A 16,828-nucleotide genomic window follows, 5' to 3' on the forward strand; every position below is an offset into this window, starting at 1 on the left:
CACATGCCCCTGTACGTGGGAACCTCGGGCTGGCAGTACAAGGACTGGCGCGGCCCCCTCTACCCCGAGGGCCTGCCGCAGCGGCTCTGGCTCGAGGAGTACGCCCGCGGCTTCGCCACTGTGGAGAACAACAACGCCTTCTACCGGCTCCCGGAGACCGGGACCTTCGCCTCCTGGCGCGAGCGCACCCCCGAGGACTTCGTGATGGCGGTCAAGGTCAGCCGCTACCTGACCCACGTCAAACGCCTGCGCGACCCCGAGGAGCCGGTGCACCGGCTCCTGGAGCGCGCCGCGGGCCTCGGCCCCCGCCTCGGCCCCTTCCTGCTCCAGCTTCCGCCCACCCTCCGGGCGGACCCCGGCGCACTCGACGCCTGCCTGGCCTGCTTCCCGGGCACCGTGCGGGTGGCCGTCGAGCCGCGCCACCCGTCCTGGTGGGCCGCGGAGTCCCGGCTGAGGGCCGTCCTGGAAGCCCACGGCAGCGCCCTGTGCTGGGCCGACCGGTGGTCGCGGCCGGTGACCCCGCTCTGGCGCACCGCGTCCTGGGGGTACGTACGCCTCCACGCGGGCGCCGCGAACCCGCCGCCCCGCTACGGCCGGCAGGCACTCGACTCCTGGGCCCGCCGCATCGCCGACGGCTGGCCCGACCGGGACGACGTCTACGTGTACTTCAACAACGACCCGGGCGGCGCGGCCGTCGCCGACGCGTCCCGCTTCGCCCGGTCCGCCGCCGCACACGGCCGCACTGTCACCCGTACCCCGCCGCCCGCTCCGCCGGGGCACTCCGCACCGCCCACCGCGGAGAACCGCGGCGTGCGCCGCTCCTACCCGGCCGCCGACTCCTCGGCCACCCACCGCAGGTAGTCCGCGGCCCCGCCCGTCACCGGCGGCGTGATCACGATCCCGGTGGTCTCCCTACCCCCGGCCCCATCCAGCGGCGTACGCCTAGGATCGGCGTACGCCTGCGGGGCGGGTCCGATTCGGGGTCAGGAGAACGCCGTGCTGAAGGAATTCGCCGAACTGTCCACACCGCTGATCGCCGACGCCTGCGTGCGCACCGGGGTACCGCTGCGCGTCGCACCGCCGGGCATCGCCGCCGTCCCGGCCGCGGGACGCCTCGCCGGCCGGGCCCTGCCGGTGCGGCACTACGGCAGCGTCGACGTCTTCCTCGAAGCCTTCGCCGCGGCCGCGCCGGGCGACGTGCTCGTCATCGACAACGGCGGCCGCACCGACGAGGCCTGCGTCGGCGACCTCGCCGTCCTGGAGGCACGGGCGGCGGGCGTCGCGGGGCTGGTGGTGTGGGGCCTGCACCGCGACACCCCGGAGCTGGCGGCGATCGGCCTGCCGGTCTTCAGCTACGGCAGCTGCCCGGCCGGCCCCGTACGGCTCGACGCGCGCGAGCCCGAGGCTCTGACCAGCGCCCGGTGCGGGGACCACCTGGTGCGGGGCGGGGACCTGGTCTTCGGCGACGAGGACGGCGTCCTCTTCGTCCCCGCCGCACGCGCCGAGGAGGTCCTGGCGGCGGCGCACCGCATCCACGGCACCGAACGCGAACAGGCCCGCAGGATCCGCGACGGTGAGACCCTGCGCGAACAGACCGCGTTCGCCGACTACCTCGCCCGCCGCGCCGCCGACCCCTCCTACACCTTCCGGGCGCACCTGCGGCGCATCGGCGGGGCGATCGAGGAGTGACCCGCGAACGCCCCGCCCCCGGCCCGGCCGGGCGCGGTCAGTCGAGGACGTCGGGGACCGGCCCGCCGCCGCCGCGAAGCGCCGTCCTCGCCCCGGTGGCCGGGCCGAGGGCCCAGTCCGAGAGGGCCATGGAGTCCATGTAGCGCTCCTCGTCGTTCAGCAGCACGCCGATGACCGTCCTGCCGCCCCGGGTGACCGAGAAGACCAGGCACTTGCCCGCGGCCGTGGTGGTGCCGGTCTTCACCCCGAGGGCGCCGGGGTAGCCGTAGCCGGTGGGCCGCGGCTGGACCAGCAGGTTGGTGTTGGACCAGGCGGCGAGGGACGAGGTGCCGCCCGTGCCGTAGGCGGTGGTCTTCACCACGGTCTGCAGCAGCGGGACGGCCATCGCCTGCCGGGTGAGCCGGGCGAGGTCGCGCGGGGTGGTGAGGTTGTTGCCGGTCGGGGAGATCCCGTCGAAGCTGTCGTAGACGGTCCCGGTCATGCCCAGCGCCTTCGCCTTGGCGTTCATCCTCGCGATGAAGTCCGCGGTGCGCCCGGCGGTGGTGGGGCCGGTCCCGAAGGCGTCCGCGAGGGCGTACGCGGCGTCGCAGCCCGAGGGCAGCAGCATGGCGTAGAGCAGCTGACGGACCGTCGGCGCGGCCCCGGCCTTCAGCCGGGCGGAGCTCGCGCCCTTGCGGTAGACGTAGTCGAGGTACTCCTGTTTGACGGTGACCTTGCGGTCGAGGTCGAGGCCGGGCTGCGAGGTGACCACGACAGCCGTCATGATCTTGGTGGTGCTCGCCATCTGGCGTTTGGTGTCGGGGGCCTTGGAGGTCAGCACGGCCCCCGTGCCCGCGTCGACGAGCATCGCGCCGGCCGCGGTCAGGGCGGGCGGGGCGGCGGCGTGGGCGGGGACGGCGGCCGTGAACAGGGCGCCGGTGGTGAGGGCGACGGCGAGCGCGCCCCGGGCGCGCCGCATCAGACTGGCGATCATTCGATCCTCACAAGAGCGGGAGAAGAAAGCCCGGAGGGGAGACAGGTGTTGGTCTCCCCATCCTTCCGCCCGCCGACACCGGGCACGGCCCGCCGCGCGGCCCCGACGGCGTCAGGTGCACCGAACGCCGCCGCGGCCGGCCCGGCTCAGACCGTCCGGTGGCGCCCCGCCGGCCGGGGCAGGCCGAGCCGGGCGCGCAGGGTGGCCCCGGCGGGGACGGACGGTCCGCCGGTGTCCGCAGCGCGCAGCTCGGACACGAGGGCCAGGACCGCCTCGTGCGCGGCGTCCGCGGGACCGGCCGGGGCCAGCAGGGTGAAGCCGTCCACCGCGCCCGAGGCGAACAGGGCCCGTATCCGGCCGGCCGTGTCCGGACCGCCGTCGGCCGGGACGTCCAGCAGGACGGCGAGGTCACCGGCCTCGCGCCCGGCCTCCTTCGCCCCCGCGTGCAGGGCCTCCCGGACCGCGGCGGCGTCCCGGCCGTCCTGCGCCGGGAGGAGGACGACATCGGCCACGCGGGCGGCGAGGGCGAGGTCGTCCGCGTCGCGCACCCGCTGGACGAGGACGGGGTGCCCCTGGGGCGGACGGCCGATGTTCAGCGGCCCGGCCACGTCGAAGTACTCGCCCTTGTGGTCGAGCGGGTGCAGCTTCTCGGGGGTGAAGTACACGCCCGACTCCCGGTCCCGCAGGAAGGCGTCGTCGTCGAAGCTGTCCCACAGCCCGGTCAGCACCGTGACGAACTCCGCGGCGCGTGCCCGCCGCTCGGCCGCCGAAGTCACGCCGCCGCGGCTGTAGTTGGCGGCCGCGTCCGGGTCGGCGTCGATGAGCGGCTGCCAGCCGGCGCGCCCGGGGGCGAGGTGGTCGACCGTGGCCAGGATGCGGGCCGCGTGGTAGGGGAGCGCGTGCTGCGTGGACACGGAGGCCACGAGACCCACGGCGCTGGTGCCGACCGCCAGGGCGGCGGCGAGCGTGCCGGCCTCGAAGTACGGGGCCTCGGCGTCGTCCGGCGCCGCCGACTGGCGGTCGTGGACCAGCAGCGCGTCGATCCCGGCGGCCTCCGCCTGCCGGGCCCGCTCCCGTACCCGGGCGAACGGGCCGTGGCCGGAGCCCGGGGCGGGGTCCGCCGCGCCCGGGGCGGTGATCAGCCGGGTGAACAGGGTGATGCGTCCGTCGCGCTGGGTCATGCGGCACCTGCCGTGATCGTGGCCTCGTCGGTGGTGGTCGGCTCGTCCTCGGGGGCGTCCAGCCCCAGCTTCCGGCGCAGGGTGCCCTCGGCGTACTCCTCCTGCACCAGGCCGCGCCGGCGCAGCTCCGGCACGACGTGGTCGACGAAGGCGTCGAGGGAGGAGGGGAGGTGGGGGAAGTCCACGATCCAGCCGTCGGCCGCACGTGCGGTGAAGCCCTGCTCCATGTGGTCCGCCACCTGCTCCGGCGTGCCGGCGAAGAAGTCGGCGACCTGGCGCAGCGCGAGCTGTCGCAGGGTCAGGTTCTCCCGCCGGGCCAGCGAGACCCACATCCGGTTGGTGCTGGACGAGCGGTTGGACGCCGGGAGGTCGGGGACCGGGCCGTCCAGGGGGTAGCGGGTCAGGTCCACGTCGCCCAACTGCTCCTGGAGCGCCCGGACGGCGGCGATGTCGGGGACGAGGTCGTGCAGCTCGCCGATCAGCCGGCGGGCCTCCTCCTCGGTGCTGGCCACCAGCGGCTGGACACCGGGCCAGATCTGGACCCGTTCCGGATCCCTGCCGTGGGCGGCGACCCGCCGCTTGAGGTCGGCGTAGGTCTCCTGCCCGTCCTCCAGCCGCGTGTGCCGGGTGAAGATCACCTCTGCGTGCCGTGCGGCGAACTCCCGGCCCACGGGCGAGGCCCCGGCCTGGAAGACCACCGGACGGCCCTGGGGGGAGGCGGGCAGGTTCAGCGGTCCCCGTACGTCGAAGAACTCGCCGGGACCCGGGGCCGGGGGCCGGACCCCCGTCCGCGCCTGCTCCCACAGCCGCTTGGCCACGCCGATGAACTCCTCGGCGCGGACGTAGCGCCGGTCGTGCTCCATGTGCTCGGGGAAGCCGAAGTTGCGCGACTCCCAGGGCGCGGCGGAGGTGACCACGTTCCAGCCGGCCCGTCCGCCGCTGATGTGGTCGAGGGAGGTGAACCTGCGGGCGATGTCGTAGGGCTCGTTGTAGGTGGTCGTCGCCGTCGCGGCGAGTCCGAGGTGCTCGGTACCGGCGGCGTAGGCGGCCAGCAGGCCCAGCGGCTCGAAGTGCTCGTTGCGTGCCGTCTGGCTGATGTGCCGGACGTCGGTGCCCCAGACGGCCACCACGTCGGGCACGAAGAGGCAGTCGAACGTGCCCCTTTCGAGCGTCCGGGCGCACGCCAGGTGGAAGGCGAAGTCGAGCTGGGCGTCGAGCGGAGTGGACGGGTGGCGCCAGGCGGCGATGTGCGAACCGGGGCCGTCGATGATGGCCCCCAGTTTCATCGTGCGTTTCCGATGAACCATGCGATTTCCCCTCGGCTGAAGTTTTCCGGGTGAAGAGAGCTGTCCACTCGAAACACGCGCTCCCGAGGCGTTCCGAGCATCTACTGTGCGGTAACCGTACAAGGTCGCGGCGGTACTTGTCCGTCCCCGGGGCGAGCCGGGACGGGTATGGCGGGCCCCTGCCCGACGGGTCGGCCGTACTGAAACCGCACTGAAACCCCAGCCGTCCATACTGGCCGGTAACCGCCCGGTTCCCGGCGTGTTCTGACAGGAGGAACGCCGTCGTCAGGGGCTTGGCGGCCGCTCCGGAGGCCGGTCCGGGGAAAGGTCCGGTCCTTTTCCACCGAGGGACGACCAACCCGGTCGACGGATTTCCGTCCCCTTCCGGTTCTCGTCGTGAACCGGTCCGCACGTGTGCCCATGTTCCGGTCTTTCTGGAGGGATGTCGCCGATGAACAGCGAAGTTATGCCCGAGTACGGTGACCGGAACGCGAGTGCGAAAATCGCGGTCGTCGGATTCTCCTGCAGGGTCGCCGGAGCGGCCACTCCCGAAGAATTCTGGGACCTCCTCAAAAGCGGGCGGTCCGCGGTCGGAGAATTTCCGGCCGGGCGGAAAGCGGGCGCGGAGGAGGGCTTCCCCGGCCTCCCGGGCGGCTACCTGGACGCCGTGGACGGGTTCGACGCCGGCTTCTTCGGGGTCTCGCCGGCCGAAGCCGCCGCGATGGACCCCCAGCAGCGCCTGGCGCTGGAGCTGGGCTGGGAGGCGCTGGAGAACGGCGGTACCTCCCCAGATGACCTCCGGGGCACCCGGACCGGTGTCTTCGTGGGCGCCATCAACGACGACTACGCCGCACTCCTGCACCGCCGGGGCGCGGACTCCGTGACCCGGCACAGCCTCACGGGCACCCAGCGCAGCTTCATCGCCAACCGGATCTCCTACCACCTGGGCCTGCGCGGCCCCAGCGTCCTGGTGGACTCAGGCCAGTCCGCCTCGCTCGTCGCCGTCCACCTCGGCGTGCAGAGCCTGCTGCGGGGCGAGTCCGACGTGGTACTGGCGGGCGGCGTCAACCTCGTCCTCGCCGAGCACGGCAGCGAGAGCCTGCGGCGGTTCGGCGCCCTCTCTCCCGACGGCCGGTCCTACACCTTCGACGCGCGCGCCAACGGCTACGCGCGCGGCGAAGGCGGCGGGTTCGTGCTGCTCAAGCCCCTCGCACGGGCGGTCGCCGACGGCGACCGGGTCCTGGCCGTCATCGAAGGCAGCGCCGTCAACAACGACGGCGGCGGCGACGGCCTGACCGTCCCGAACGTGGCGGCCCAGCGCGAACTGTTGCTTGAGGCCTGCGCCGCGGCCGGGGTCTCGCCCGCGCAGATCCAGTGCGTCGAACTCCACGGCACCGGCACCCGCGTCGGCGACCCGCTGGAGGCCGCCGCCATCGCGGAGGCCCTCGGGTCCGCACGCCCCCAGGGCGAGCCCCTGCGGGTCGGCTCCGTCAAGACGAACATCGGCCACCTGGAGGGCGCGGCCGGGATCGCCGGGCTGCTCAAGGTCGTCGCCTGCGTCAGCCACCGCGAGCTCGTCCCCACCCTCAACCACGAGACCGGCAACCCGGACATCCCGCTCGCCGCATGGAACCTCCTGGTCCAGCGCGAGCACGAGCCCTGGCAGGGCGAGGACGGCCGGCTCCTCGCCGGCGTCTCCTCGTTCGGCCTGGGCGGCACCAACTGCCACGTGGTCGTCTCCGACGCCCCGGCGGAACTGCGCGAGCCCGCCGGGCCGCGGCCCGGGCCGTCGCGGCCGGCGGGCACCCCCGTCCCGTGGCTCCTGTCCGCCGACAGCGAGCCGGCGCTGCGCGCCCAGGCCGACCGGCTCGACACCCATGCCGACGAGCACCCGGACACCGACCTCCACGCCACCGGCCGCACGCTGGCGGCGGGCCGGGCACGGCTGGCGCACCGGGCCGTCGTCGTGGGCGAGGACGCGCGGAGCCTGCGCGCCGGACTGCGGGCGGTGGCGGACGGCACCGGCGCCGCGCGCGCCGTCCGGGGCGTCGCCGCCGTCGCCGGCGGCGCGCGCACCCGCGGCGGACAGGCCGCGCCGTCCCCCGAGGGCACCGGAGTGGTGTTCGTCTTCCCCGGCCAGGGCTCCCAGTGGGCCGGCATGGCCCTGGGACTGCTGGAGTCCTCCCCGGCCTTCGCCGAGCGGATGGCGCAGTGCGAGGAAGCCCTGTCGCCGTACGTCGCCTGGTCGCTGACCGAAGCGGTCCGCGACCTCGCCGCCGAGGGCCGGCTCGACCGGGTCGACGTGGTACAGCCCGTCCTGTGGGCGGTGATGGTGTCCCTGGCCGAGGTCTGGCGTGCGGCGGGCGTCGAGCCCGCCGCGGTGATCGGGCACTCCCAGGGCGAGATCGCGGCGGCCGTGGTGGCGGGCGCCCTCCCGCTGGCCGACGGCGCCAGGGTGGTGGCGCTGCGCAGCCGGGCCATCCGGCAGGGGCTCTCCGCGCGAGGCGGCATGGTCGCCCTCTCCACGGGCGCCGCGGCGGCCGCCGGGCTGATCGCCGGATACGGCGGCCGGCTGTCGGTCGGCGCGGTCAACGGCCCCTCCTCGACGGTGGTCTCGGGCGAACCGGGAGCACTGGAGGAGCTCCTCGCCCACTGCGAGGCCGAGGGGATCCGCGCCCGCAGGGTGCCGGTGGACTACGCCTCGCACTGCGCCGAGGTCGAGGCCGTCCGCGACGAGGTGCTGCGGGACCTGGCCGCCACCGCCCCCGCGCGGGCGGCGGTCCCCTACTACTCGGCCGTGACCGGCGGACCGCTCACCGGCCCGGAGCTGGACGCGGACTACTGGTACCGCAACCTGCGCGAGACCGTCCGCTTCGAGGACGCCGTACGGGCCGCGGCCGCCGCCGGGTTCACCCGCTTCGTCGAGGTCAGTGCCCATCCGGTCCTCGTCGCGGGCGTCGAGGAGACCCTTGAGGCGGCCGGTGCGGGCGAACACGGCACGGTGCTCGGCACCCTGCGCCGCGACCAGGGCGGCTGGGACCGCTTCCTGCTGTCGGCCGCCGAAGCCTGGACGCGCGGAATCGACGTGGACTGGTCCGCGCTGCTGGGCCCGGGCCCGAGGGCGGCCGGCCTGCCCACCTACCCCTTCCAGCGCCGCAGCCACTGGCTGGAGGCCGCCCCCGCCGCCACGCCGGAGCGGGGCGCCGGGCCACAGGCCGACGCACCGCCCGCACCGCGGCCGCAGACACCCGCCGCCCCCACGGCACCGGGGCGCCCGGAGGACCTCGTGCGCGACGAGGTCGCCCTCATCCTCGGGCACGCGTCCCCGCACGACGTCGACATGGACCGCACGTTCAAGGCCCTCGGCTTCGACTCCGTGGCCATGGTCGACCTGCGCAACCGGCTGAAGGCCGCCACCGGCGTCAACCTCGTCACCACCGCCCTCTTCGACCACCCCACCCCCTCCGCGATCGCCGCGCACCTCGCGCACCGGCTGCTCGGGACCGACGCGGATGCCACCGGCCGGACCGCCGCCCCGGCCGCCGGCGCCGCCGCCGACGAACCCATCGCCATCGTGTCGATGACCTGCCGCTTCCCCGGCGGTGTGGAGTCGCCCGAGGACCTGTGGGACCTGGTGCTGGCCGAACGCGACGCGATCGGGGACTTCCCGGCCAACCGCGGCTGGGACCTGGAGAAGCTCTACGACCCGCAGCTGGAGCGCCCCGGCACGAGCTACGTGCGCCACGGCGGGTTCCTGCACGACGCCCCCGAGTTCGACCCGGAGTTCTTCGGCATCTCCCCGCGCGAGGCCCTCGCGATGGACCCCCAGCAGCGGATGCTGCTGGAGACCTCCTGGGAGGCCCTGGAACGTGCGGGCCTGGACCCGTCGTCGCTGCGCGGCACCCGGACCGGCGTCTTCTTCGGCCTGATGTTCCAGGAGTACGGCCCCCAGCTCCAGGACGGCGCCGAAGGCGTCGACGGGCACCGGCTGACCGGAAGCACCATCAGCGTCGCCTCGGGCCGGGTCGCCTACACCCTGGGCCTGGAGGGGCCCGCGGTCACCGTGGACACGGCGTGCTCCTCCTCCCTGACCGCCCTGCACTGGGCGGTACGGTCCCTGCGCTCGGGCGAATGCGCCATGGCACTGGCCGGCGGCGTCACCGTCATGCCCACGCCCGGCATGTTCGTGGAGCTCAGCCGCCAGGGGGCGCTCTCCCCGGACGGACGCTGCAAGGCCTTCTCCGCGGCCGCCGACGGCACCGGCTGGGCCGAGGGCGCCGGCGTGGTCCTCGTGGAACGGCTCTCGGACGCGCGGCGCAACGGGCACCAGGTCCTCGCCGTCATCCGCGGCAGCGCCACCAACCAGGACGGCGCCAGCAACGGCCTCACCGCGCCGCACGGCCCCTCCCAGCAGCGCGTGATCCGCGACGCGCTGGCCGACGCGGGGCTCGAACCCCAGGAGATCGACGCCGTCGAGGCGCACGGCACGGGCACCCGGCTCGGCGACCCCATCGAGGCCCAGGCGCTGCTGGCCACGTACGGACAGGGGCGGCCGGAGGACCGGCCGCTGCGCCTGGGCTCCCTGAAGTCGAACATCGGCCACACGCAGGCGGCCGCGGGCGTGGCCGGCGTGATCAAGACGGTGATGGCGATGCGGCACGGAGTGCTGCCGCGCACCCTCCACGCCGACGAACCCTCCCCGCACGTCGACTGGTCCGAGGGCGCGGTGGAACTGCTGACCCGGGCGCGGCCCTGGGAGACGGACGGCCGTCCGCGCCGGGCCGGCGTGTCCTCGTTCGGCATCAGCGGCACCAACGCGCACCTGATCCTCGAAGAGGCGCCCGCCGACCTCCGGCGGCCCCGCTCGGCCCCCGCCCCCGCAGGCGAGCACGGCGGCACCGGCCTCGCGGCCGCCGACGGCACGGTGCCGTGGCTGCTCTCCGGCTCCTCCGAAGCGGCCCTGCGCGCCCAGGCCGGACGGCTCGCGGCCCACGCCCGGGCCCGTACGGAACTCTCGCCGGTGGACGTCGGCTGGTCGCTGGCCGCCTCGCGCGCGGTGCTGGAGCACCGGGCCGTGGTGCTGGCGTCCGGCCCGCAGGGCCACCTCGGCGGGCTGGCCGCGACGGCCGAAGGCCTGCCCGCCCCCGGTGTGGTCAGCGGTGCGGCGGACGTGCGCGGCCGGGTGGTGTTCGTCTTCCCCGGCCAGGGCTCCCAGTGGCAGGGCATGGCAGCCGAACTCCTCGACTCCTCGCCCGTGTTCGCCGCCCGCCTCGCCGAAGTCGACGCCGCGCTGGGCAAGTTCGTGGACTGGTCGGTCGCGGACGTGCTGCGGCAGGAGCCGCACGCGCCCCTGGCCGAGCGGATCGAGGTCCTCCAGCCCGTCCTGTTCGCCGTGAACGTGTCGCTGGCCGCGCTCTGGCAGGCGTCCGGCGTCCGCCCGGACGCGGTGGTGGGACACAGCCAGGGCGAGATCGCCGCCGCGCACGTGGCGGGGGTGCTGTCCCTGGAGGACGCGGCCCGGCTGATCGTGCTGCGCAGCGCGCTGTTCGCCCGGGAACTGGTCGGCAAGGGAGCCGTCGCCTCGGTGGCGCTGCCGGCCGACGCCGTGGAGGAGCGGCTCGCCCGCTGGGAGGGCCGCCTGGTGATCGCCGGACGCAACGGCCCCCGGGCGGTGACCGTCGCCGGTGAGCTGCCCGCGCTGGAGGAGTTCGTGGCCTCCTGCCAGGAGGACAAGGTCCGGGCACGCGTCGTGGGGTCCACGGTGGCCTCGCACTGCCCGCAGGTCGACCCGCTGCGCGAGGAGATCCTCGAACTGTTCGCCGGTGTCGTCCCCGGCCCGGGCGGCGTCCCGTTCTACTCCACCGTCACCGGCACCCTCCGCGACGCCCACGAACTGACGGCGGAGTACTGGTTCGAGAACGCCCGCCGGCCCGTGGACTTCGAGACCACCGTACGCACCCTGCTCGCCGACGGCTTCCGCTTCTTCGTCGAGTCCAGCGCGCACCCCGTGCTGACCACCGGCATGCAGGCCACCTTCGAGGACGCGGAGACCGAGGCGGTGGCGGTCGGAACGCTGCGCCGCCACGAGGGCGGCCCGGCCCGGTTCCTGACCTCGCTGGCCGAGGGGTACGTCCGCGGCCTGCCCGGCGTCGACTGGAAGGCCCTGTTCACGGGAACGGACGCCGAACCCGTCGAACTGCCCACCTACGCCTTCCAGCGCCGACGCCACTGGCTGGAGACCGCCTCCTCCGCCACCCCCGACCCCGGCGGCCTCGGCCTCGACGCCGCCCACCACCCGCTGCTGGGCGCGGCGGTGCGCGCCGCCGACGGCGGCGACCTGCTCCTGACGGGCCGGCTGTCGCTTCGCACGCACCCCTGGCTCGCCGACCACGCCGCCCTGGGCAGCGTCCTCCTGCCGGGCACCGCGTTCGTCGAACTGGCCCTGCGGGCGGGCGAGAGCGTCGGCTGCGACCGGCTGGCCGAACTCACCCTCGAAGCCCCCCTGGTCCTCCCCGAGCACGGCGGCGTACAGCTGCAGGTGACGGTGGAGGCACCCGACGCCGCCGGTCAGGGCCGGGTGGCCGTGTACTCCCGGCCCGAGACCACGGACGGCACCGGCGCCGACGGGCCCTGGACCCGGCACGCCGCCGGCCTGCTGGGCACCGCCGGCGCAACCCCCGCCGCGGACCCCGCGGACCTGACCGTCTGGCCGCCCCGGGGCGCGGACCGCGTCGACGTGGACTCCTTCTACGAGCGCGTCGCCGGCACCGGCTACGGCTACGGGCCGGCCTTCCAGGGCCTGCGCGCCGCCTGGCGGCTCGGCGAGGAGCTCTACGCCGAAGTGGCCCTGGCCGAGGAGCAGGCCGCGGAGGCCGCCCGCTACGGCATCCACCCCGCCCTGCTGGACGCCGCCCTGCACCCCGTCCTGCTCGCCGCGCTCGACGCGCCCGGCACCCAGGACGAGGCGCCCGTGCGGCTGCCGTTCGCCTGGACCGGCATCGCCCTGCACGCCGTCGGCGCCACCTCCGTCCGGGTGCGGGTCACCCCGGACGGCCCCGACACCGTCCGCCTGGTGATCGCCGACGCCTCGGGCGCGCCGGCGGCGACCGTGGAGTCGCTGACCCTGCGCCCCGTCTCGGCGCAGCAGCTCACCGGTCCCACGGACCCCACCCGCGACGCACTGTTCCGCACCGAGTGGACCGCACTGCCCGTGGCCGGCGGCGCCCCGGACACCAGCGGCTGGGCGGTGCTCGGCACCCCCCGCACCGGCCTGTTCGACGCCGTCCGGCACGCCCCCGACCTGGAATCCCTGTTCGCCGACGGAGCCCCGTCCGTCGTCCTGGCCCCGTTCGGCGGGACACCGGCCGGCGACGGCCTGGCGGCCGCCGCCCGCGAGGCGACGGCCGCCGCCCTGGAGCTGGCGCGCGCCTGGCTGGCGGACGACCGCGCCGCCGGCTCCCGGCTGGTCCTCGTGACCCGGGGAGCCGTCGCCACCCGTGACGGCGAGGACGTCGAGGACCTGGCACACGCGCCGGTGTGGGGACTGCTGCGGTCGGCCCAGTCCGAGAACCCGGACCGGTTCGTGCTCGTGGACGCCGACCCCTGCGACGCCCCCGCCGAGGCCCTGACCGCGGCGGTCGCCGCCGCGGTGGCGGCGGACGAACCCCAGCTGGCGGTCCGTCAGGGCCAGGCCCTCGTCCCCCGCCTGACCCGCTTCACCGCCCCGGCCCCCACCCCGGCCGGCGGACCGCTGGACACCACCGGCACGGTCCTCGTCACCGGCGGCACCGGATCCCTCGGCGGCCTGCTCGCCCGCCACCTGGTCACCGGGCACGGCGTGCGCCACCTGGTACTCGCCAGCCGCCGCGGCCCGAACGCGCCGGGCGCGGCGGAGCTGGAGGCCGAGCTCCTCGCGCTGGGCGCCGCCCGGGTGGAGATCGCCGCCTGCGACGCCGCCGACCGCGACGCCCTGGCCGCCCTGCTGGCCGCCGTCCCGGCCGACCGGCCGCTGACCGCCGTGATCCACGCGGCCGGGATCCTGGACGACGGCCTCGTCGCCGGGATGACCCCCGAGCAGTTGGAACGCGTACTGCGGCCCAAGGCCGACGCGGCCGTCAACCTCCACGAACTGACCCGCGGCCTGGACCTGTCGGCGTTCGTCCTGTTCTCCTCCATCGCCGGCACCTTCGGCAACCCCGGCCAGGGCAACTACGCCGCGGCCAACGCCTTCCTCGACGCCCTCGCGCACCACCGCCGCGCCCAGGGCCTGCCCGCGCACTCCCTCGCCTGGGGCCTGTGGGCCCAGGCGAGCGACATGCTCGGCCACCTGGCCCAGGACGACCTCGCCTGGATGAAGCGCTCGGGCATCCGGCCCCTGCCGTCCGACCTGGGCCTCGCCCTGCTGGACGCGGCGACCGGGCAGGACGGGCCCCACCTGGTGCCCGTACGCATGGACCTGAACACCCTGCGCGGCGAAGCCGCGTCCGGCATGCTGCGGCCCCTCTTCCGCGGCCTGGTCCGGGCCGTGGCCCGCCGCACGGCCGCCACCGCCGACGCCGCCGCCAGCGGCGGCCTCGCCGGGCGCCTGACCGGCCTCGCCCCCGACGAGCAGACCCGGATCCTCCTCGACCTGGTCCGCACCCAGGTGGCGACCGTGCTGGGGCACGCCACCCCGGAGACCGTCTCCGCCGGCCGCCCCTTCAAGGACCTCGGCTTCGACTCGCTCACCGCGGTCGAACTGCGCAACCGCCTGAACGCCGCCACCGGGCTGCGCCTGCCGGCCACGCTGGTCTTCGACCACCCCACCCCCGGTCGGCTCACCGAGCACCTGCGCACCCAGCTCCTGGGCACCCGCCCGGAGCCCGCCGCCCCGCCCGCCCGCACGGTGCCCGCCGGGGACGCGGACGAACCGATCGCGATCGTCGGCATGGCCTGCCGCTACCCGGGCGGCGTCAGCTCGCCCGAGGACCTGTGGCGGCTGGTCGAAGCGGGCGGCGACGCCGTGTCCTTCCTGCCGGCCGACCGCGGCTGGGACGAGCACCTGTACGACCCGGACCCGGACGCGCCCGGCAAGAGCTACGCCCGCGAGGGCGGATTCCTCTACGACGCCGGCGACTTCGACGCGGCCTTCTTCGGGATCTCCCCGCGCGAGGCCCTCGCCATGGACCCCCAGCAGCGGCTCCTCCTGGAAACCTCCTGGGAGGTGTTCGAACGGGCCGGCATCGACCCCGGCACGCTCAAGGGCAGCGCGACGGGCGTGTTCACCGGCGTGATGCACCACGACTACGGCAGCGCCTCCGAAACCCCCGAGGGACTGGAGGGCTATGCCGTCACCAGCACCCAGGGCAGCGTCGCCTCCGGCCGCATCGCCTACACCTTCGGCCTGGAAGGACCCGCCGTCACCGTCGACACCGCCTGCTCCTCCTCGCTGGTCGCCCTGCACCTGGCCGCCCAGGCACTGCGCTCCGGCGAGTGCTCCCTCGCCCTGGCCGGCGGCGTGACCGTCATGGCCACCCCCTGGGTCTTCGTCGAGTTCAGCCGGCAGCGGGGCATGGCCCCCGACGGACGCTGCAAGGCCTTCTCGGCTGCCGCCGACGGCGCCGGCTGGTCCGAGGGCGCGGGCGTCCTCCTCGTCGAGCGCCTCTCGGACGCCCGCCGCAACGGACACCGGGTCCTGGCCGTCCTGCGCGGCAGCGCCGTCAACCAGGACGGCGCCAGCAACGGCCTCACCGCACCCAACGGCCCCTCGCAGGAACGCGTCATCCGCCAGGCCCTGGCCGCCGCCGGACTGTCGGCCGCCGACGTCGACGCCGTCGAGGCGCACGGCACGGGCACCCGGCTCGGCGACCCCATCGAGGCACAGGCGCTGCTCGCCACCTACGGCCAGGACCGGCCCGCCGGCTCGCCCCTGCGCCTGGGCTCCGTCAAGTCGAACATCGGCCACGCACAGGCCGCCGCGGGCGTGGCGGGCGTCATCAAGATGGTGCAGGCCATGCGGCACGGAGTGCTGCCGCGGACCCTCCACGCGGACGAGCCCTCCCCGCACGTCGACTGGACGGCGGGCGCGGTGGAACTGCTGACCGAACCGGCCGAGTGGACCACGGACGGCCGTCCGCGCCGCGCCGGCGTCTCCTCGTTCGGCATCAGCGGCACCAACGCGCACGTCATCCTCGAGGAGGCCGGACCCGACACCCGGACCACGCCCACCGCCGAGTCCGCTGCCGGGGCCCCCGCCGAGCCCGCCGGTCCCACGCCGGACCCGGCCGTACTGCCCTGGCTCGTGTCCGGCGGGACCGAGGCCGCCCTGCGCGCCCAGGCCGAGCGGCTCGCCGCCTTCGTGGAAGCCTCCCCCGGCACGGCCCCTTCCGACGTGGCCCGCACCCTGGCCTCGACCCGGGCCGCCCTCGGACACCGCGGCGTCGTCCTCGCCTCCGACCGCGCCTCCGCCCTCGCGGGCCTGACCGCCCTCGCCGAAGGCGTCCCCGCCGCCGGCACGGTCACCGGCCGGGCCGCCGAGGACCCGGGCCAGGTCGTGTTCGTCTTCCCCGGCCAGGGTTCGCAGTGGCAGGGGATGGCGGCCGAGCTCCTCGCCTCCTCGCCGGTGTTCGCCGCACGCCTCGCCGAGTGCGACGCGGCGCTGCGGCCGCACGTCGGCTGGTCCGTCACGGACGCGGTCCGGGACGGGGTCCTGGACGACGTGGTGGTCGTGCAGAGCGCCCTCTGGGCCGTCATGGTCTCGCTGGCGGCCGTCTGGCAGTCGGCCGGCGTGCGGCCCGCCGCCGTCATCGGGCACAGCCAGGGCGAGATCGCCGCCGCGGCCGTCTCCGGCGCGCTGTCCCTCGACGACGCGGCGAAGGTCGTCTCACTGCGGGCCAGGGCGATCGCCGAGCACCTGTCGGGCCGGGGCGGCATGGTCTCCGTACCCCTGCCCGCCGACCAGGTCCGCGAGCGGCTGGCCCCGTGGGGCGAGCGCATCTCGGTCGCCTCCGTGAACGGCCCCCTCTCCACCGTCGTCTCGGGCGAACCCGGGGCCCTGGAGGAGCTGCTGGCCGCCTGCACGGCCGACGGGGTGCGCGCCAAGCGGATCCCGGTGGACTACGCCTCCCACTCCGCGCAGGTGGCGGCCATCCGCGAACGGGTCGTCCGCGAACTGGAGGGCATCCGCCCGCGGCGCGGCGAGATCCCGTTCTACTCGACCGTGACCGGTGCCCTGTTCGACACCTCGGGCGTCGACGCGGAGTACTGGTACACCAACCTGCGGCAGGAAGTGCGCTTCGAGCAGACCGTACGGGCCCTGGAGGCCGACGGGTTCGGCGTCTTCGTCGAATGCAGCCCCCACCCGGTCCTGACCGTCGGACTCCAGGAGACCTTCGAGGACAGCGGCACGGCCTCCCTCGCCCTCGGCACGCTGCGCCGCGGCGAAGGCGGCCGGGAGCGCTTCCTCGCCTCCCTCGCCGAGGGATACGTACACGGCCTGGCCGTGGACTGGGACGCGGTCTTCGACGGCGCGGGCGCGGCCGTCGGCGCGGAGGGCCACGTCGACCTGCCGACGTACGCCTTCCAGCGGGAGCGCTTCTGGCTCGACGTACCGGTGCGGCGCCCCGCTGATGCGGCGGGTCTGGGTCTGGTCGCTGCTGGTCACCCGTTGTTGGGTGCGGTGGTGTCGTTGCCGGAGGGGCGGGGTGTGGTGTGGACGGGGC

6 protein-coding genes are annotated in these 16,828 nt (G+C 75.5%); 3 read left to right on the plus strand and 3 right to left on the minus strand.

Going from position 1 to position 16,828, the window contains the following annotated elements; all coding sequences use genetic code 11:
* The first annotated feature begins 3 nt into the window (after positions 1–3).
* Positions 4–861: a DUF72 domain-containing protein gene (locus ACFY0O_RS33185; protein ID WP_388953739.1), complete on the plus strand. Its 858-nt coding sequence runs from the start codon at positions 4–6 to the stop codon at positions 859–861.
* A gap of 135 nt (positions 862–996) precedes the next feature.
* Positions 997–1,689 carry an RraA family protein gene (locus ACFY0O_RS33190; protein WP_388953741.1) on the plus strand — a complete coding sequence of 231 codons (693 nt, stop codon included), beginning with the start codon at positions 997–999 and terminating at the stop codon, positions 1,687–1,689.
* Between the two features lie 37 nt (positions 1,690–1,726).
* On the opposite strand, the gene ACFY0O_RS33195 is transcribed toward ACFY0O_RS33190, so the two are convergent.
* From ACFY0O_RS33195 to ACFY0O_RS33205, 3 genes are all read right to left on the minus strand, one after another.
* On the minus strand, positions 1,727–2,662 hold the full coding sequence (locus ACFY0O_RS33195; RefSeq protein ID WP_388953743.1) for a D-alanyl-D-alanine carboxypeptidase family protein: 936 nt from the start codon (positions 2,660–2,662) through the stop codon (positions 1,727–1,729).
* 146 nt (positions 2,663–2,808) lie between these two features.
* Positions 2,809–3,843, minus strand: a complete 1,035-nt coding sequence (locus tag ACFY0O_RS33200) for an LLM class flavin-dependent oxidoreductase (protein ID WP_388953746.1) — start codon at positions 3,841–3,843, stop codon at positions 2,809–2,811.
* A complete protein-coding gene (locus ACFY0O_RS33205) occupies positions 3,840–5,150 on the minus strand; it encodes an LLM class flavin-dependent oxidoreductase (RefSeq protein ID WP_388953748.1) in 1,311 nt (436 codons plus the stop codon). Before ACFY0O_RS33205 ends, ACFY0O_RS33200 begins: the two co-directional genes overlap by 4 nt.
* Before the next feature lie 430 nt (positions 5,151–5,580).
* On the opposite strand from ACFY0O_RS33205, the gene ACFY0O_RS33210 reads away from it, so the two are divergent.
* A partial coding sequence (locus ACFY0O_RS33210) for a type I polyketide synthase (RefSeq protein WP_388953750.1) occupies positions 5,581–16,828 on the plus strand: 11,248 nt, incomplete at its 3' end.

This window comes from Streptomyces sp. NPDC001594 (assembly GCF_042893675.1).
GTDB lineage: Bacteria > Actinomycetota > Actinomycetes > Streptomycetales > Streptomycetaceae > Streptomyces.